Source organism: Allosphingosinicella sp. (genome assembly GCF_046295735.1).
GTDB lineage: Bacteria > Pseudomonadota > Alphaproteobacteria > Sphingomonadales > Sphingomonadaceae > Allosphingosinicella.
Genome location: NZ_JBKBMQ010000004.1, coordinates 176,032 through 193,862, shown reverse-complemented (window position 1 = coordinate 193,862; position 17,831 = coordinate 176,032). Strand labels below are relative to the sequence as shown.

The following is a 17,831-nucleotide window of genomic DNA, read 5'->3' as shown; positions in this document are numbered from 1 at the left end:
CCGGCTAGCCGTTCCTGCCGCCGGATCAAGCGCTTTCGCTCAGCCGCGCGATGCCGGCATTTTCGTGGACGAAGCGGCCGGGCGCCTCCTCCCGCAGCGTCGCGGCGACGGCGGCGGCGACCCGGGCCGCGTCGATCGACGCGTAGCGGGCGAGGCGGCCGCGCAGCAGCCGGTCGGTGAGCGGGCTCGCCAGGATGCCGATCCGCTCCATCGGCCGCCGCTCCGGGCCGCGTTCGCCGCGCAGCAGGCCGGGGCGGAAGATGTCGAGCCGGTCGAAGCCGAGCCCCGCCAGCTCCACCTCCACCTCCCCTTTCAGCCGCAGGTAGAAATTGCGCGCGCCCGGATCGGCGCCGACCGAGGAGACGGCGGCCATGCGCCGCGCGCCGCCGGCGCGGGCGGCGCGGGCGAAGGCGAGCACCATGTCGTGGTCGACGGCGCGGAAGGCGGCCCGCGACCCCGCCTTGCGCATCGTGGTGCCGAGGCAGGAGATCGCGGCATCGGCCGCGAGCGCCTGCGCGATCTCCGGCCAGCGGCCCGGATCGGCGACATGTTCGACCAGACCGCTGCCGGCGCGGCCGGCGGGGCGGCGGAGCAGCGCATGGACCTCGTGCCCCGCCGCGCGCAGGCGGTCGACGAGCAGGCCGCCGACCAGCCCGGTGGCGCCGATCAGCGCCACCCGCATCAGAAAGCCTCCGGCAGCGTCACCTGCCCGACCAGCGCGCGATAGAGCTTCACCGCATAGCGGTCCGTCATGCCGGCGATGAAATCGCCGATCGCGCGGCAGGTCGCGACGTCGTCGCCGCCCTCGGGCCGCCACTCGGCGGGCAGCAGCGACGGATCGGCGCGATAGGCGGCGAACAGGCCGGCGAGCACCGCTTGCGCCTCGCGCCGCACCGCGCGCACCGGTTCGGCTTCGTACATGCGGGCGTAGAGGAACCGCTTCAGCGCCCGTTCCTCCGCCGCCATCTCCTCCGAAAAGCCGGCGAGCTGGCGCCCGGCGGCGCGGACGTCGTCGATCGTCTCCACGCCCGCTTCCGCCACCCGGCGGCGGGTCTCGTCCAGCACGTCGTTCACCATCCGCCCGATCTGGTCGCGGATCAGCTCCGGCATCAGCCGGTCGGGCGCGACGTCGGGAAAGCGCGCCCGCACCGCCCCCCAGCCGCGCGCCACCAGCGGCACCTCCAGCAGCTCGTCCAGCGCGAACAGGCCGGCGCGCAGGCCGTCGTCCACGTCGTGATTGTCGTATGCGATGTCGTCGGCGATCGCCGCGACCTGCGCCTCGAGGCTGGCATGGGTGCGAAGGTCGAGCGGGAATTCGGCGTCCGCCTCGGCCAGCGCCCAGGGCAGGTCGCCGGCGACCGGCCCGTTATGCTTGGCCAGCCCCTCCAGCGTTTCCCAGCTGAGATTGAGGCCGGGATGGCGCGGATAGGGGCTTTCGAGCCGGGTGAGCAGGCGCAGCGTGTGGGCGTTGTGATCGAAGCCCCCCGCCCCGGCCATCGCCTCCTGCAGCGCGTCCTCGCCGGCATGGCCGAACGGCGGATGGCCGATATCGTGGGCGAGGCACAAAGCCTCGGTCAGATCCTCGTTGAGGCCGAGCGCCCGCGCCATGGTGCGGCCGATCTGCGCGACTTCCAGGCTGTGGGTCAGGCGGACGCGAAAATGGTCGCCGTCGGGCGCGACGAACACCTGCGTCTTGTGGCGCAGCCGCCGGAACGGGATCGAATGGATGATGCGGTCGCGGTCGCGCTGGAAGGCGTCGCGGGGCCCGCGCAGTCCGCCGCCGGAACCGCCGTGCAGCCGGCCCCGGGAGTGCGAAGGGTCGGCGGCATGGCTGGCTTTCATCGTCACCGGTTGGGCAGTCGCTCGATTTCCTGCCCCTCGGGGCTCGTCCAGCTAAAGGCGGAAATGTCGGCGCGCGCAAGCTGGTTCACGAATTCCTGCGCGGCGCGGGCGGTGTCGAACGGACCGACCAGCAGCCGGTTGGTGGCGCGCAGCGGAGTCGTATAGGCGGTGCGGTTGCCGAGCAGGGCCGGCGCCTGTTCCTTCAGCCGGTTCCATTCGCGCGGCAGCGTCGCCTTGTTGGCGCCGCCGGCGACCTGCACCCAGTGGCGTTCCGGATGGGCGGGGCGCGCCGGTTCGCGCCGCTGGGCGGCGGCGGCGGGGCGCTGGGCGGCCGGCGCGTTGCGGGCGGCGGCGGGCGCTTCGGCGGTGCGCTGCGCGGTCGCGGGAGCGCGGGCGGGCACCTCGGCCTGGCGCTGCGGCGCCGGCGCGGGGCTTGGCGAAGGGGTCGGCGCGGGCGTGGGCCGCGCGGGTTGCGGCGCCGGCTGGGCGGCGGGCCGGGCCGGTTCGTTTGCGGGGAGCGAGCTCACCAGAGCGGCGACGTCTTCGAAGCCCGGCCGCTCCTCGCGCCGCGGCGGCGCGGCCTGGACCGGCCCCGGCGCGCTGGCCGGCGGCAGCGCGACAGGCTGCACGGCGGCGGTCTGCACCGGCGCGGGCTGCGGCTGGGCTTGCGGCTGAACCGGCGCCGGTTGCGGCTGGGGCTGAGGTTGAGCCTGCGGCGGCTGGGGCTGGGGCGCGGTCGCCTGGAGCTGGAAACCCGGCGCCTGCGGCGCGGCCTCGACCTGGCGCTGGCCGGGGAGCTGCGGCAACGGCTGCGGCTGGCGCTGGGCGAAGGCGGTGTGGACCGGCGGCTGCTGGGCGGGCTGCGGCTGGGGCTGCGGCGCCTGCGAGACCTGCACCGGAGCGGGCTGCGGTTGCGGCGCCTGCGCGACCTGGACCGGCGCCTGCTGCACGGGCTGCGGCTGAGGCTGCGGGGTCTGGGCGACCTGGACCGGCGGCTGCGGCTGGGGCGCGGGCGGGGCCGCTTGCGCCTGCGCCTGCGCCTGGCGACCGCGCTGGGCACGCGGTTCGGCCTCGGCATAAGCGGCGGGGCGACGCGGGCTGCGGGTTGAGGCGATCTCGGCGGCGCGGGTGGCGCGGCGCTGGGCGCGCTCGGCCGAGGCGGACTGGACCGGCTGGGGCTGCGCCTGCGGCTGGGCGGCGGCGCGCGGATCGGGCGCGGAGACCCCGGCCATGGCGAGCGCGCCCGGATAGGGGCTGGTGTCCACCGCCGCCGTGCGCAGCGGCTGGCCGTCGGACGGGAAGTGGCCGAAATGGACCGCCATCGCCTTTTGCTGCGGACTGAGCACCGCGAGCCTGGCGAGGAACGGCGCCATCGCCTGCACCTGCTGCGCCGGCATCGTCGCCTGCGCGGCCTGGCTGGCGCCCGCCGCGTCGCCGGTCAGCGCCAGGATGAAGGCGCGGGTCCGCCAAGCGGTGCGGTCGTGGCGGCGCAGATCGGCGTCGATCAGGTTCATCGCCGCGTTGCGCTCGCCGCTGATCGCCAGCGACAGAGCGAGGCGGTGGCGCGTCTCCGGATCGTCGCCCCGGCGCAGCACCATCGCATAATCCTGCTGCGCCCGGCGCGGATCGCCGACCATGTCGAGCGCGAGGCCGCGGTCCTTGGCGATCTCCACTTCCGGCGCGCCGTAGCTCACCGCCTCGGCGAACAGGCGCAGCGCGTGCTGGGGCTGCTCCATATGGACGAGCGCGGCGGCCATGCCGGCCTTCACCCGCGGGTGGCGCGGCGCGATCTCCTCGGCCCGGCCGAAGAAGGTGAGCGCCGCCTGCGGATCGCCGAGCGTCAGCGCGGCCTGGCCGGCGCCGACCAGAGCCTGGAGGCTGCGCGGATTGTCGGCGAGATCGGAGAGATGGCGGCGGAGCTCGGCCCCGGCCGTATTGTGCGCGGGCAGCGGCTGGACCACCGCGCCCGGCGGAAAATTGGCCTGCTGCGCCAGTGCGCCGGCACCCGGCACCGCCAGCATCGTTCCCGCCGCCAGAAGCGCGATCGCCCGGCGATATCCCCACCCTCGGTAAACCATGCGCGGGTTAGAGCGCGCGGCGCCTGAACCGGCAATGGCCAAGCCCTTGTTTCTGCGGCGGTTCGGTGCGGGGAGGCGGTGAGTTGGTGCGCACCAATCCTCCCCGGAACGGGGAGGGGGACCATGCGCAGCATGGTGGAGGGGGCCCGGAGACCCGCACAGCGAATCTCTCGCCCCCCCTCCACCGCACTTCGTGCGGTCCCCCTCCCCGCCTGGCGGGGGAGGAGTTGGGCCGTTACTGGTTGTTCTGGCGGTTGAGGAAGCGCGGGATGTCGAGCGGGTCGCGGGCGCCGCCGGCGCGGCGGGCGGCCGGGGCCTCCGGCTCCTCTTCGACCTGCGCCTTGGCGGCGCCGCGGGCGATGTTGGACATCCTCTCGAACAGGGTGCCGCCCTCGCGCGCGATCTTCGGCTGCGGCGCGGGCGCCGCCTCCTCGCGCGACAGCCAGGCGCGGGTGCCCTTGGGCGCTTCCGGCTCGCCGCGCACGGCTTCGTCGGTGAAGGTGACGGGCTCGTCGCCGCCGTCGACCATGTTGCCGGAGCCGAGCAGCAGCTCGTCGCCCTCGTCCGCGCCGGTTTCGGCCGCGGCCGGCTGGTCGAGCGTCAGCTCGTCCGTGTCGGGCGCGGGCGTCTCGGCCGGCTCGGGCGCCGCCTCGGCGACCGGCTCGGGCGGGGTCAGGGTGATCTTCGCGGCGGCGGCCGGAGCTTCGGCGGCCTTGGGCGCCTCGGCCTTGCGGGCCGGGGTTGCGCCCGGGAAGGCGAACACCTTGGCCGGCTGCGGCGGCGTCTGGCCGGCCGCTTCGGCGTCGATGCCGGTGGCGACCACGGACACCCGGATCTTGCCTTCCAGATCGTCGTTGAAGGCCGAGCCCCAGATGATGTTGGCGTCCGGATCGACCAGCTCGCGGATATGGTTGGCGGCTTCGTCCACTTCCATCAGGCGCATGTCCTCGCCGCCGGTGATGGAGATGATGACGCCCTTGGCACCCTGCATCGACACGCCGTCGAGCAGAGGATTGGCGATCGCCTGCTCCGCCGCCTCGATCGCGCGGTTGTCGCCGGTCGCCTCGCCGGTGCCCATCATCGCCTTGCCCATCTCGCCCATCACGGAGCGGACATCGGCGAAGTCGAGGTTGATGAGGCCGGGCATGACCATCAGGTCGGTGATGCCGCGCACGCCCTGCTGCAGCACCTCGTCCGCCATCTGGAAGGCTTCGCGGAAGGTGGTGTTGGGATTGGCGATCCGGAACAGATTCTGGTTCGGGATGACGATCAACGTGTCGACATGCTGCTGGAGCTCGGCGATGCCGGCTTCGGCCGAACGGCCGCGGCGCGCGCCTTCGAAGCTGAACGGCTTGGTGACGACGCCGACGGTGAGGATGCCCTTGTCGCGCGCCGCCTTGGCGATGACCGGGGCCGCGCCGGTGCCGGTGCCGCCGCCCATGCCGGCGGCGATGAAGCACATATGGGCGCCTTCCAGCGCGCGCTCGATCTCGGCGATCGCCTCTTCGGCGGCCGCCTTGCCGATTTCGGGGCGCGAGCCGGCGCCGAGGCCCTGGGTGATCTTGAGGCCGAGCTGGATCCGCTGGTCCGCGGCGCTCGCGTTCAGCGCCTGCGCGTCCGTATTGGCGACGATGAAGTCGACGCCCTGAACATCGGAATTGATCATGTTGGCGATGGCGTTGCCGCCCGCCCCGCCCACGCCGATCACGCTGATCCGGGGACGAAGCTCGTCAACGTCCGGACGGATGAAATCGATGCTCATGGCTCTTTCCCCTGTGCTCTGCGCGGACACAATGCGCTTCCTAAGCCCTTTTGCACCATGCGATTCTCGGGTGCGAGCAAAAAGTTAACGCAGGCGCAAAATTCCCGAAAATCCTGTTAGTAACTGCTTCTGAAAACCGAGATCAGACGCTGGAGCACGTTGCCGCTGTTCCCTTTCGGGCCACTTTGCTGCGGTGCGATCGCTTGCCTCAGGTCCAGCTCGTCCGAAGCGGCGAACAAAGCGAGGCCGGCGAGGGTCGTGAAGGCGGGTCCGCTATGCGCGTCCGGCAGGCCCGGCAGGTTCGGCCGGCCGACCCGCACCGCTCGCCCGAGCACGCCCTGCGCGTAATCGGCCATGCCCTTCAGCTCCGATCCGCCGCCGGTCAGCACCACCTGCCGCCCGAACGGGCCGGCGAAGCCCAGTTCCTTCAGCGCCTTGGCGATCTCGCCGGTGAGATGTTCCAACCGCTGGCGGATGACGGCGACCAGCTGCGCGCGGGTGATGCGCGCGGTCTCGATCCCTTCCTGCTGGCCGGCGATCGGCGCGATCTCGATCATCTCGTGATTGTCGCGCGGGCTGGTCATCGCCGATCCGTAGAAGCATTTCATCCGCTCCGCCTCCATCCGCCGGGTGCCGAAGGCGGAGGCGATGTCGTCGGTGATGTCGATGCCGCCGATCGGCAGCGACTTGAGGCCGACCAGCATGCCGCCGGCGAAGACCGAGACGTTGGTCACCCCGGCGCCGAGCTCGACCAGGGCGACGCCGAGCTCGCGCTCCTCGTCCGACAGACAGGCCTTGCCAGCCGCCACCGGCGAGGCGACGATCGCCTCGACGCCCAAATGGGCGGAGCGCACGCACAGATCGAGGTTGCGGACCGGCGCCGGCTCGGCCGCGACGACGTGGATGTCGACCGCCAGCCGCGAGGCGTGGAGCCCGAGCGGCTTCTTCACCCCCTGCAGCCCGTCGAGCGTGTAGAGCGCGGGCAGCGCGTGGAGGATCATCTTGCCCTTGTCGGGATCGATGGAATCCCGGCCGTGGGCGAGCAGCTCGTCGATGTCGCGCTTCTCGATGCGGCGGCCGCCGATCTCCACCTCGACGCTCGCCACCGTGCTGTCGAGGCCGCCCGCCGAAAAGCCGACGAAGGCGCGCTCGACATTGGTGCCCGCGATCCGTTCCGCCTGCTCCACCGCCTCACGGATCGCGATCTCGCTCTTTTCCATGTCGGCGACGAAGCCGCGCTTCACGCCGCGGCTCTCGCGCTGGCCGGTGCCGAGGATCCGGAGCTCGCCGTCCTCGGTCGGCTCGGCGATCAGCGCGCTGACCTTCGACGAGCCGATGTCCAGCGCGGTGACGAGCTTCCTGACCGGAGGTGTCGGCATCTCGGCTCCTAGATGGTTTCGGTAAGGTCTTCCGCCGGCACGGCGGCGGCGGGAGCGGCGGGCTGCGGCGGCGCTTCGGGGGCGAGCGCGGGGACGCTGCCGCCGGGCTCGCGCGAGACGCGGACGATGAACTTGCCGGGCACGCGCATGTCGAAGCGGACGAGGCCGCGGCCGAGCAGCTGCGCCTGCTGGTCCATCCGCGCGAAGCGGACCAGCGCGCGCTGCGCCTCGTCGTCCCCTTCCGGCAGCGACAGCAGCTCGCCCGAATGAAAGCGCAGGTCCCACCTGCGCCCGCCGATCCACGTCGCGCCGGCGAGCAGCGGCCGCAGCTGCGGCGTGCCTTCGAGCAACGTCTCGAGCGCGCCCGCCTGGCCGTTGGCGCCGGGGCCGATGATCAGCGGCAGGTCCTGCGGCAGCGCGTCGAGCCGCACCTGTTCCAGCACCACGCCGTGCCGGTCGATGAGGTGCAGGCGCTGGGCATGCTGCCACACGGCGGCGGGCTCGCGCTCAACGATGTCGATCACCAACGTGTCGGGCAGGCGGCGGTAGACGCGGGCGTCCTCGACCCAGCCGAACTGCAGCAGCCGCTGGCGCACCTCCTCCAGATTGACGAGCGGCATCGCCATCGAATCCTGGTCGAGCGCCACCGAATAGACCGGCAGCTTCTCCATCCGCTCCAGCCCCTTGATCTCGACCCTCTTCACCTCGAAGCCGGCGTCGCCGATCCGCTCGCCGGTCCAGGCGCCGACCATCTGCGGCAGCTGCAGCGCCGAGGCGGTCGCCGCCGCGGCGGCGATCCCCATGCCGAGGAAGATCCAGACGAGGCCGCGGCGCAGCGTCTCGGGCGCGATGCCGATCTGTTCGGCAAGGCTGGGCTTGCGCGCCTTGCGCGATCCGCGCCGCCCGGAATTCACCGTCGGCCGGGAACGGGTCTGCGTTCCCTTCGCGATCCTGGCACTCATAAGGCCGCCTCCACGATCCGCTCCACCAACCCGGCATAGTCGATGCCGCGATATTTCGCCTGTTCGGGGACGAGGCTGAGCGGCGTCATCCCCGGCTGGGTGTTCACTTCCAGCAGATAGAGCCCCTCGACCCCGGCCTCATCGTCCCAGCGGAAATCGGCGCGCGAGCAGCCCTTGCAGCCGAGCAGCCGGTGCGCCTCGAGCGCCATCCGCATCGCTTCGGCCGCGATCTCCTCCGGCACCTCGGCCGGGCAGATGTGGAGCGTCAGGCCGTCCGTATATTTGGCGTCGTAATCGTAGAATCCGCGGCTCGTCTGGAGTTCGGTGACGGCGAGCGCCTCCTCGCCCAGCACCGCGACGGTGAGTTCCCGGCCCTTGATGAAGGGCTCGGCGAGCAGGCGGCTGAAATGGCGCCACGGGCCTTCGGTGTCGCGGCCGATCGGATCGCCGTGATTGCCGCCTTCGGTGACGATGGCGACGCCGACCGACGAGCCTTCGTTCACCGGCTTCAGCACATAGGGTCGCGGCAGCGGATCGCCCTCGAACACGGACTCGCTGGCGACGATCCTGCCCTTGGGCATGCGGATGCCGGCCGGGACGAGCACCATCTTGGTGAGTTCCTTGTCGATCGCGACGACCGAGGTTTCGAGGCCGCTATGGGTATATTTCAGGCCCATCAGGTCCATCAGGCCCTGCACCGTCCCGTCCTCGCCGGGCGTGCCGTGGAGCGCGTTGAAGACGACGTCCGGCTTCGCCTCGGCCAGCCGCTCGGCGACGTCGCGTCCCATGTCGATGCGGGTGACGCGGTGGCCCCGGCTCTCGAGCGCCTTCGCCACGTCCCTGCCCGAGGTCAGCGACACCTCCCGCTCAGCCGACCAGCCGCCCATCAGCACGGCGATGTGGAGGGGGGAGAGGGTCATGGACGCTCCTCCCCGGAACGGAGAGGGGGACCGCCGGAACGGCGGTGGAGGGGGGCGAGCGCAGCGAACATGGAGGCGCGGGCCCCCTCCACCAGCCTGCGGCTGGTCCCCCTCCCCGTACCGGGGAGGATTTTTTCGGCGCCGATCACCCCTTCACCCCCACTCTCTGTATCTCCCATTCCAGCTCGACCCCCGAATGTTCTCGCACGCGGCGGCGGACTTCCTCGCCCAGCGCCTCGATGTCGGCGGACGAAGCATTGCCGAGGTTCAGCAGGAAATTACAGTGCTTTTCAGAGACCTGCGCGCCGCCCAGCGTCAATCCGCGGCAGCCGGCCGCGTCGATCAGGCGCCAGGCCTTGTCGCCGGGCGGGTTCTTGAAGGTGGAGCCGCCGGTTCGGGTGCGGGTGGGCTGGGTCGCCTCGCGGGCGGCGGCGATCCGCTCCATCTCCGCGGCGATGTCGGACGGCGCGCCGGGATGGCCCTGGAACAAGGCCTCGACGACGATCGCGCCCTCGGGCAGCTCGGAATGGCGGTAGGTGTAACCGAAGCGTTCGGCCGGCCAGGTCTCGACAGTGCCGTCGCGCAGGACGAGCGTCGCCTCGACCAGCACGTCCGCCGTCTCGCGGCCATAGGCGCCCGCGTTCATCCGCGCGGCGCCGCCCACGGTTCCCGGAATGCCGGACAGGAAGGACAGGCCGTCGATGCCGGCGTCGCGAGCGGCCGAGGAGACCTTGATCCCGGCCGCGCCGCCGCCGGCGCGGACCCGGTGGCCGGGCTCGACCCGCACATCGGCCATCGCCTTGGGAAGCCGCACGACCACGCCCGGCACGCCGCCGTCGCGGACGATGAGGTTGGAGCCGAGCCCGACCGCCATCACCGGCACGGCGGGATCGAGGCCGGCGAGGAAGGCGGCGAGGCTTTCCACGCTATCGGGCCGCGCCAGCCACTCGGCCGGCCCGCCGGTCTTGAACCAGATGAAGGCGGCGAGCGAACCGTTGGGTTGAATATCCATATCCTCCCCATGCAACGCATGGGGAGGGGGACCGCCCGAAGGGCGGTGGAGGGGTTTTGGCGCGGCTTCGGGCATTACCCCTCCACCATGCTTCGCATGGTCCCCCTCCCCGAGCGAGCTCGGGGAGGAATTGAGGTGGCGCGGACCGTTCACCGCGCGAGCCTCGCCTTGCGGATGCCGTCGGCGAGCGCGGCGGCCCATTTGGTGATGTCGCCGGCGCCGAGGCAGATCACCATGTCGCCGCGGGCGGCGATGTCGCGCAGCTGGCGGCAGGCGTCGTCGACGTCCTCCACCGCCTTCACCGCGCGGTGGCCGCGATCCTTCAGCCCGGCCACGAGGGCATGATGGTCGGCATCCTCGATCGGCTCCTCGCCGGCGCTGTAGACCGGGGCGACATAGACGATGTCGGCGTCGTTGAAAGCGCCCTGGAACTCCTCCATCAGATCGCGGAGGCGCGTGTAGCGGTGCGGCTGGACGACCGCGATCACGCGGCCGCGCGCGCCTTCCCGGGCGGCGGCGAGCACGGCTTTGATCTCGACCGGATGGTGGCCGTAATCGTCGATGATGGTGACGCCTTCGACCTCGCCGACCTTGGTGAAGCGGCGCTTCACCCCGCCGAACTTCTCGAAGCCGCGGGCGATCACCTCGTCCGAAATGCCGAGCTCGGCCGCGACGCCGATCGCGGCGAGGGCGTTCTGGACGTTGTGGCGGCCGGGCATCGGCAGCTCGACCCCGCGCACGGTGCGGACGGCGCCGTGGCGGTCGCGCAGCGTCACGTCGAAGCGGTTGCCGCCCGGGACGGGCGTCACATTCTCGCCCCGCACGTCGGCCTGCGCCGCGAAGCCGTAGGTCACCACCCGCCGGTCGCGCAGGCGCGGGATGATCGACTGCACCTCGGCATGGTCGACGCAGAGCAAGGCCGCGCCGTAGAAAGGCACATTCTCGACGAATTCAACGAAGGCGTCCTTCACCTTGTCGAACGAACCGTAATGATCGAGATGTTCGGGATCGATGTTGGTGACGACCGCGATCGTCCCGTCGAGCCGCAGGAAGCTGCCGTCGCTTTCGTCGGCTTCCACCACCATCCAGTCGGACGAGCCGAGCCGGGCGTTGGAGCCATAGGCGTTGATGATGCCGCCGTTGATGACGGTGGGATCGATGCCGCCGGCGTCGAGCAGAGCGGCGACCATCGAGGTGGTGGTGGTCTTGCCGTGCGTCCCCGCCACCGCGACGGTGGACTTCAGCCGCATCAGCTCCGCCAGCATCTCGGCGCGGCGGACGACCGGGATGCGCCGTTCATAGGCGCACTGCACTTCCGGATTGTCCTTGCGGATCGCGGTCGAGGTCACGACCACCGCCGCGTCGCCGAGATTGTCCGCCTTGTGGCCGATCATCACCGGGATGCCGAGCCCGCGCAGGCCTTCGACGACGTAACCTTCCGAGACGTCGGAACCCTGCACCTTGTAGCCGAGGATGTGCATCACCTCGGCGATGCCGGACATGCCGATGCCGCCGATGCCGATGAAATGGATGGTGCCGATATCGGTGCCGACCGCCTTCATGCGTAGGCGCTCCCGGTTGCCGGTTCCCGCGCCGCCGCCTCGGCCGCGCCGGCACCGGCGCCGACCCGTTCGACGAGATCGGCGAGGTCGCGCGCGGCATCGGGGCGGCCGACCGCCTTGGCGCGCGCCCCCGCATTGGCGAGGGCGTCCGGTTCCAGCGCCAGCTTCTGCATCTGCTTGGCGAGCTCGACCGGCGCGAAGCGGCTCTGCGGGATCATGCGCGCGCCGCCCGCCTTCGCCATTTCGCGGGCGTTGAAGGTCTGATGGTCGTCGGTGGCGCTGGGCAGCGGCACCAGGATGGCCGGCCGGCCGGCGGCGGTCAGCTCCGCGATGGTGGAGGCGCCGGCGCGGGCGATGACGAGATGCGACCAGGCGAGCCGTTCGGGAAGGTCGGGCATATAGGTGGCGAGATCGGCCGGGATGCCGAGCTCGGCATAGCGCGCGCGCACCCGTTCGATATCCTCGGTCCGGCATTGCTGCGTCACCTGGAGCCGGCGGCGGAAATGTTCGGGGAGGAGGGCGAGGCCTTCCGGCACCACTTCGGACAGGATGGCGGCGCCCTGGCTGCCGCCGGTCACCAGCAGCCGGAACACGCCTTCGCCGCTGAGATCGGGATAAGGCTGGTCGCGCAGCGCCAGCACCTCGTCGCGCACCGGATTGCCGACCAGCCGCACCTTGGCGCGGGCCTTGGCCGGCAGCCGCTGCACCGTCTCATAGGCGGTGGCGATCGCGTCGACCCGCCCGGCCATCAGCCGGTTGACGCGGCCGAGCACCGCATTCTGCTCGTGAAGCAAGGTGGGAATGCGGGCCGAGCGCGCCGCCATCAATGCGGGGAGCGCCGGATAGCCGCCGAACCCGATCACCGCGGCCGGCTTGAACGTCTCGTAGAGCCGGCCCGCCATCGCGCGGCCGGTGAGGATGTTGCGGACCGCCCGGGCCCAGCCGATCGGGCCGCCGCCCAGCCGCCCGGCCGGCAGGATGTGGACCTGCGCCTTGTCGAACAGGCCGGGGATGCGGGCGCCGCGATCGTCGGTGACGAGCGCCACCCGGTGCCCGCGCGCGATCAGCTCCTCGGCCAGGGCATGGGCGGGGATCATGTGCCCCCCGGTCCCGCCCGCCGCCAGCACATAGTGGCTGGACATCATCTTCCGCTCCATTTCACCACATAGGGAGAGCGGTGCAGATAGGGATTTCGCCGGGTGAAGGCGAGCAGCAATCCCATGCCGATCGCGAGCGCGATCATCGAGCTGCCGCCATAGGAGATGAAGGGCAGGGTCATGCCCTTCGACGGCGCCAGCTGGACGTTCACGGCCATGTTGATCAGCGCCTGCAGCCCGAACTGGGTGACGAGGCCGGCGGTGGCGAGGACGGTGAACAGATCCTCCTCGTGAAGCAGGCGGATCATCACCCGGGCGACGATCGTCATGTAGAGGATCGCGATGGCGAGGCAGGCGATGATGCCGAATTCCTCGCCGATCACCGAGAAGATATAGTCGGTATGCGGTTCGGGCAGGTGGAACTTGCGGGTGCCCGCGCCCGGCCCGGCGCCGAACAGGCCGCCGGCGGTGAGGGTGCGCAGCGCGCTGTCGGTCTGATAGGTGTCGCCGGCGGCGAACAGGAAGCCGTCGATGCGCGAGGTCGCGACCGGGTAGAAGAGATAGGCGAGCACGATGCCGGCGAGCCCCGCCAGCGCGAGCACGCCCAGGAAGCGCAGCGACACGCCCGACAAGGTGAGCAGCATCACCCAGGCGGCGGCGAAGATGATCGTCTCGCCGAAATTGGGCTGCTTCATCAGCAGCAGGGCGATGAGCGCGGTGATGATGCCGGTGAGCGGCACCACCGGCAGCGTCGGGTCCTTGGCGCGCAGCGACAGGATCCAGGCCATCGACACGATGTAGAGCGGCTTCAGGAATTCGGACGGCTGGAACTGCGAGATGCCGACCCCGATCCAGCGGCGGGCGCCGTTCACCTCCACGCCGAAGAAGGGGACGATGAACAAAAGGCCGGTGAAGAAGACCGCGCCGGCGAGGCACAGCCGGCGGGTCTGCACCTTGGGCAGCATCGACACCGCCACCATCACCGGGATCGCCACCATGATCCACACCAGCTGGCGGTAGAAATAATAAAGCGGGGAATAGGAAAAGGTCTCGCCCGAATAGCGCGAGCCCGCCGCCGGCGAGGCTGCCGCCACGGCGATGAGGCCGATCGAGATCAGCACCGCCACCAGCAGCAGCAGCACCCGGTCGATCTCCCAGAACCAGCGGCCGACGGCGCTGCGGTCCGAACGGCCGAGCCGCGCCGATCCATTCTTCGCCGGCTGAAACATGTTCATCGCCCCACCCTCATCCCAAGGACTCGACCGCCGCGCGGAACGCCGCGCCGCGCGCTTCATAATCGCGGAACTGGTCGAACGAGGCGCAGGCGGGCGAGAGCAGCACCGTCTCCCCCGCCTCGGCCGCGCCGGCCGCGCGGCGCACCGCCGCGTCCAGCGTCCCGCATTCCTCCACCCCGCCGACGCGGCCGCGCAGCAGCCGCGCGAACATCGGCCCCGCCTCGCCGATCGTATAAGCGGCGCGCACCCGATCGAAATAAGGCGCGCAGGCGTCGAGATCGTCCGATTTGGCGAGGCCGCCCAGGATCCAGCGCACCGCCGGAAAGGCGGCGAGCGCGGGCGCGGTCGAGGTCGGGTTGGTCGCCTTGCTGTCGTTCACGAACAGGACGCCGCCGCGCTCCGCCACCCGCTCCATGCGGTGCGGAAGGCCGGGATAGGTGGCGAGGCCGCGGGCGATCGCCGCGTCGTCGACGCCGAGCTCGCGCGCCGCCGCCACCGCCGCCGCGACGTTCTGCGCGTTGTGCGGCCCCTGCAGCGCCGGCCATTGCGACTGGTCCTTCACCTGGGCGGAGGAGACGAGGATGCGCCGCCCCTCGACCTGCCCGGCGATGGCGCGGGTGTAATCGTCCTCGGTCGCGATCACCGCCGCATGGCCGGGCGACTGCATCGCGAACAGCCTCGCCTTGGCCGCGGCATAATCCTCCATCCCGTCATAGCGGTCGAGATGGTCGGGCGAGAGGTTGAGCAGCACCGACACGTCGCAGTCGAGCGTGCGGGTGAGGTCGATCTGGAAGGAGGAGAGTTCCAGCACATAGACGCCGCCTTCCGGCAGCGGGTCCTGCGCCAGGATGGGAAGGCCGATATTGCCGCCGAGCGCCGCCGGAACGCCCGCCGTTTTGAGAATGTGGTGGATGAGGGCGGTGGTGGTCGATTTGCCGTTGGTGCCGGTGATGCCCACCACCTTGTGGGGCGGCAGCTCGGCCCGCGCCTCGGCGAACAGCTCGATGTCGCCGATCACCGGCACGCCCGCCTCCCGGCCGCGCGCCGCGATCGGGTGGCGGTTGAGCGGCACGCCCGGCGAGACGACGATGCCGGCGAAGCCCCGCAGCGCCGTGACGAGCGGATCGGCGATCCGCAGCCTGTCCTCCCCGCGAGCGAAGCTCGTGGGGAGGGGGACCGCACGAAGTGCGGTGGAGGGGCTTTCGGCGCTGCTTGCCCCTCCACCAGCCTTCGGCTGGTCCCCCTCCCCATCGCTGCGCGACAGGGAGGATTTCAGGGCCTCGCGTGCCGCCTCATTTTCATCCCACGCCATGACCCTCGCGCCGCCGGCGAGCAGGGCCGCGACCGTTGCGCGTCCGGAACGAGCAAGGCCGAATACGGCATAGTCCCTGTCCGCGAAGGCGCGTGCCGCGATCACCGCAGCTTCAGCGTCGACAGGCCCGCCAGAGCGAGCGCGAAGCTGATGATCCAGAAGCGGATGACGACCGTGGCCTCGGGCCATCCCTTCTGTTCGAAATGGTGGTGGAGCGGCGCCATGCGGAAGACCCGGCGGCCGGTCCGCTTGTAGAAGAAGACCTGGATGATCACCGACAAGGCCTCGAGCACGAACAGGCCGCCGATGATGGCGAGCACGATTTCATGCTGGGTCGCGACCGCGATCGCGCCGAGCGCCCCGCCGAGCGCGAGGCTGCCGGTGTCGCCCATGAAGACCGCCGCCGGCGGGGCGTTGAACCAGAGGAAGGCAAGGCAGGCGCCGACGATCGCCATGCACAGGACGGTGAGGTCGCCGGTGCCCGGCACGTGCGGAATGCCGAGATAGGAAGCGAACACCGCGTTGCCGACCAGATAGGTGATAAGGAGGAAGGCCATGGCGGCGATGATCACGGGCATGGTGGCGAGCCCGTCGAGCCCGTCGGTGAGATTGACCGCATTGCCCGCGCCGACGATCACGAAGGCGCCGAACAGGATGTAGAACCAGCCCAGATCGACCAGCGGCTCGCGCAGGAAGGGAACGTAGAGGCCGGTGCCCGCGCCCTGCAGGATGATCCAGCAGCCGATCCCCGCCACCAGGAATTCGGCGAGCAGCCGGGTGCGGCCGGACACGCCCTTGTGGCTGCGCTTCTTCACCTTGTCGTAATCGTCGAGGAAGCCGATCAGGCCGAAGCCGATGGTGATGAACAGGCAGGCCCACAGATAGCGGTTGGAGAAATCCATCCACAGCAGCATCGCGATCGACACGGAGGTGAGGATCATGAGGCCGCCCATCGTCGGCGTGCCGCGCTTGGCGAGGTGGGAGACCGGGCCGTCGGCTCGGATCGGCTGGCCCTTGCCCTGCCGCACCCGCAGCCAGCCGATGAACTTGGGTCCGATCAGCAGGCCGATGACGAGCGCGGTGGCGGTCGCGCCGCCGGCGCGGAAGGTGATGTAGCGGAAGAGGTTGAGAAGCCCGGGAAATCCCAGCTGCTCGGCGATCAATAGAAACATCAGCTTTTCCCGCTCGCCAGCGCCTCGACGAGGGCGGCAAGTCCGACCGAATTCGATCCCTTGACGAGGATGCGATCGCCTGGCCCGATCGCCGCCCGCGCGGCCGCGATCGCCGCGTCCGCATCCGGCACATGCGCCATTTCCACTTGCGGGCCAAGGGCTTTTGCAAGCGCCGCCATCTCTTGGCCGACGAGGATGGCAAGATCGACACAGGCGTCCGCCACCGGCCGCGCCAGCGCGGCATGATAATCGTCGCTTTCGGCGCCGAGCTCCTTCATCGCGCCGAGCACCGCGATCCGGCGCCCCGGCGCCTCGTCCGCGCCAAAGGCGGCGAGAGTCGCGGCCATCGAGGCGGGATTGGCGTTGTAGCTTTCGTCGATCAGCACCGCTTCGCCGCCGGCGACCTGGATGACGTGACGCTCGCCCCGGCCCTTGATGCCGCCGAGTTCGGCGAGGGCCAGGCCGGCGAGCGCGAGATCGCCCCCCACCGCCTGCACCGCGCTCAGCACGGCGAGCGAATTGGCGACCCAATGGGCGCCCGGCTGCGACACGGTATAGGTGAGCTGCGCCTCGCCCGGCAGCGCGGCCGTCACCAGCGATCCGCCGCCCGGCGCCCGCACCACGTCGCGCGCCCGGATGTCGGCGCCGTCGTCGAGGCCGAAGCTCAGGATCCGCGCCGCATAGGGCTCGGCCGCCGCGCGCAGCCGGCCGCAATAGGGGCTGTCGAACGGAACGAAGGCGGTGCCGCCCTCCTCCAGCCCCTGGAAGATCTCGCCCTTGGCGTCGGCGATCGCCTCCACCGTGTCGAAGAATTCCTTGTGGGCCGGTGCGATGGTGGTGACGATCGCGACATGGGGGCGCACCAGCCGGGTGAGCGCCGCCAGCTCGCCGGCATGGTTCATGCCCATTTCGAGGACGGCGAAGCGCGCGTCGCGCGGCATGCGGGCGAGCGAGAGCGGCACGCCGGTATGGTTGTTGTAGCTCTTGACCGAACGGTGGGCGCGGCCGGGCGCCGCCCGCTCCAGCGCCGCGTGGAGCGCCTCCTTGGTGCCGGTCTTGCCGGCCGATCCGGTGACGCCGACGATCCGCGCCGCGCTGCGCGCGCGGGCGGCGCGGGCGAGGTCGTTCAAGGCGGCGGCGGTGTCGGCGACCAGGACATGGGGGCCTTCGACCGGCTCCGACACGATCGCCCCGGCGGCGCCCGCGGCGAAGGCCTGGCCGACGAAGCGGTGCCCGTCGGCGCTTTCGCCCTTCATCGCGACGAACAGGTCGCCCGGCCCGATCTCGCGCGAATCGAAGGCGACGCCGGTGGCTTCAAAGCGGGCGCTGGCGGTGCCGGAGACGGCGGCGGCGATTTCGTTGGAGGTCAAGAGAGTCGTTTTGGTTCCTCCCTTTCGCAGAAGGGGGGGGGGAGGGGGACCATGAGAAGCAGGGGGGGGGGGCGACCGGCGCCGTCGGCCCCTCCACCGCACTTCGTGCGGTCCCCCTCCCCAGCTGC

General features: G+C 71.2%; 14 protein-coding genes. All 14 read right to left on the bottom strand.

Going from position 1 to position 17,831, the window contains the following annotated elements; translation table 11 throughout:
- Positions 1–25 precede the first annotated feature (25 nt).
- The 14 genes from ACK4K7_RS05705 to ACK4K7_RS05640 all read right to left on the bottom strand — a co-directional run bounded on the left by ACK4K7_RS05705 (position 26) and on the right by ACK4K7_RS05640 (position 17,703).
- Positions 26–682 carry an NAD(P)H-binding protein gene (locus ACK4K7_RS05705; RefSeq protein ID WP_431864264.1) on the bottom strand — a complete coding sequence of 219 codons (657 nt, stop codon included), beginning with the start codon at positions 680–682 and terminating at the stop codon, positions 26–28.
- Positions 682–1,848 carry a deoxyguanosinetriphosphate triphosphohydrolase gene (locus ACK4K7_RS05700; protein ID WP_431864263.1) on the bottom strand — a complete coding sequence of 389 codons (1,167 nt, stop codon included), beginning with the start codon at positions 1,846–1,848 and terminating at the stop codon, positions 682–684. Before ACK4K7_RS05700 ends, ACK4K7_RS05705 begins: the two co-directional genes overlap by 1 nt.
- Complete coding sequence (locus tag ACK4K7_RS05695) at positions 1,845–3,920, bottom strand: SPOR domain-containing protein (RefSeq protein WP_431864262.1); 2,076 nt, start codon at positions 3,918–3,920, stop codon at positions 1,845–1,847. Before ACK4K7_RS05695 ends, ACK4K7_RS05700 begins: the two co-directional genes overlap by 4 nt.
- Before the next feature lie 235 nt (positions 3,921–4,155).
- The gene (ftsZ, locus tag ACK4K7_RS05690) at positions 4,156–5,682 is read right to left on the bottom strand and encodes a cell division protein FtsZ (protein WP_431864261.1); all 1,527 of its coding nucleotides are present in this window, start codon (positions 5,680–5,682) and stop codon (positions 4,156–4,158) included.
- 116 nt (positions 5,683–5,798) lie between these two features.
- Positions 5,799–7,061: a cell division protein FtsA gene (gene ftsA / locus ACK4K7_RS05685; protein WP_431864260.1), complete on the bottom strand. Its 1,263-nt coding sequence runs from the start codon at positions 7,059–7,061 to the stop codon at positions 5,799–5,801.
- Between the two features lie 8 nt (positions 7,062–7,069).
- Entirely contained in the window at positions 7,070–8,023 is a 954-nt protein-coding gene (locus tag ACK4K7_RS05680) for a cell division protein FtsQ/DivIB (protein WP_431864259.1), read from the bottom strand.
- Positions 8,020–8,943, bottom strand: a complete 924-nt coding sequence (locus tag ACK4K7_RS05675) for a D-alanine--D-alanine ligase (protein WP_431864258.1) — start codon at positions 8,941–8,943, stop codon at positions 8,020–8,022. Before ACK4K7_RS05675 ends, ACK4K7_RS05680 begins: the two co-directional genes overlap by 4 nt.
- 145 nt (positions 8,944–9,088) lie before the next feature.
- A complete protein-coding gene (murB, locus tag ACK4K7_RS05670; RefSeq protein WP_431864257.1) occupies positions 9,089–9,955 on the bottom strand; it encodes a UDP-N-acetylmuramate dehydrogenase in 867 nt (288 codons plus the stop codon).
- 149 nt (positions 9,956–10,104) lie between these two features.
- Positions 10,105–11,517, bottom strand: a complete 1,413-nt coding sequence (murC, locus tag ACK4K7_RS05665) for a UDP-N-acetylmuramate--L-alanine ligase (protein ID WP_431864256.1) — start codon at positions 11,515–11,517, stop codon at positions 10,105–10,107.
- On the bottom strand, positions 11,514–12,662 hold the full coding sequence (murG, locus tag ACK4K7_RS05660; RefSeq protein ID WP_431864255.1) for an undecaprenyldiphospho-muramoylpentapeptide beta-N-acetylglucosaminyltransferase: 1,149 nt from the start codon (positions 12,660–12,662) through the stop codon (positions 11,514–11,516). The genes murC and murG overlap by 4 nt, the downstream gene beginning before the upstream one ends.
- Positions 12,659–13,849, bottom strand: a complete 1,191-nt coding sequence (locus ACK4K7_RS05655) for an FtsW/RodA/SpoVE family cell cycle protein (protein WP_431864254.1) — start codon at positions 13,847–13,849, stop codon at positions 12,659–12,661. The genes murG and ACK4K7_RS05655 overlap by 4 nt, the downstream gene beginning before the upstream one ends.
- A 10-nt stretch (positions 13,850–13,859) precedes the next feature.
- Entirely contained in the window at positions 13,860–15,266 is a 1,407-nt protein-coding gene (murD, locus tag ACK4K7_RS05650; RefSeq protein ID WP_431864253.1) for a UDP-N-acetylmuramoyl-L-alanine--D-glutamate ligase, read from the bottom strand.
- Positions 15,263–16,333, bottom strand: coding sequence for a phospho-N-acetylmuramoyl-pentapeptide-transferase (gene mraY, locus ACK4K7_RS05645; protein WP_431864252.1), 1,071 nt, complete (start codon positions 16,331–16,333; stop codon positions 15,263–15,265). The genes murD and mraY overlap by 4 nt, the downstream gene beginning before the upstream one ends.
- Positions 16,333–17,703 (bottom strand): UDP-N-acetylmuramoyl-tripeptide--D-alanyl-D-alanine ligase, encoded by a 1,371-nt coding sequence (locus ACK4K7_RS05640; protein WP_431864251.1) that lies wholly within the window; start codon positions 17,701–17,703, stop codon positions 16,333–16,335. Before ACK4K7_RS05640 ends, mraY begins: the two co-directional genes overlap by 1 nt.
- Positions 17,704–17,831 lie beyond the last annotated feature (128 nt).

Excerpts from the sequence above, each read along its gene's own strand:
- ACK4K7_RS05680 (WP_431864259.1), bottom strand. The coding sequence starts at position 8,023 with ATGAGTGCCAGGATCGCGAAGGGAACGCAGACCCGTTCCCGGCCGACG.
- ACK4K7_RS05695 (WP_431864262.1), bottom strand. The coding sequence starts at position 3,920 with ATGGTTTACCGAGGGTGGGGATATCGCCGGGCGATCGCGCTTCTGGCG.
- ACK4K7_RS05655 (WP_431864254.1), bottom strand. The coding sequence starts at position 13,849 with ATGAACATGTTTCAGCCGGCGAAGAATGGATCGGCGCGGCTCGGCCGT.
- murG (WP_431864255.1), bottom strand. The coding sequence starts at position 12,662 with ATGATGTCCAGCCACTATGTGCTGGCGGCGGGCGGGACCGGGGGGCAC.
- ACK4K7_RS05675 (WP_431864258.1), bottom strand. The coding sequence starts at position 8,943 with ATGACCCTCTCCCCCCTCCACATCGCCGTGCTGATGGGCGGCTGGTCG.
- mraY (WP_431864252.1), bottom strand. The coding sequence starts at position 16,333 with ATGTTTCTATTGATCGCCGAGCAGCTGGGATTTCCCGGGCTTCTCAAC.
- ftsA (WP_431864260.1), bottom strand. The coding sequence starts at position 7,061 with ATGCCGACACCTCCGGTCAGGAAGCTCGTCACCGCGCTGGACATCGGC.
- murC (WP_431864256.1), bottom strand. The coding sequence starts at position 11,517 with ATGAAGGCGGTCGGCACCGATATCGGCACCATCCATTTCATCGGCATC.
- murB (WP_431864257.1), bottom strand. The coding sequence starts at position 9,955 with ATGGATATTCAACCCAACGGTTCGCTCGCCGCCTTCATCTGGTTCAAG.
- ftsZ (WP_431864261.1), bottom strand. The coding sequence starts at position 5,682 with ATGAGCATCGATTTCATCCGTCCGGACGTTGACGAGCTTCGTCCCCGG.
- ACK4K7_RS05705 (WP_431864264.1), bottom strand. The coding sequence starts at position 682 with ATGCGGGTGGCGCTGATCGGCGCCACCGGGCTGGTCGGCGGCCTGCTC.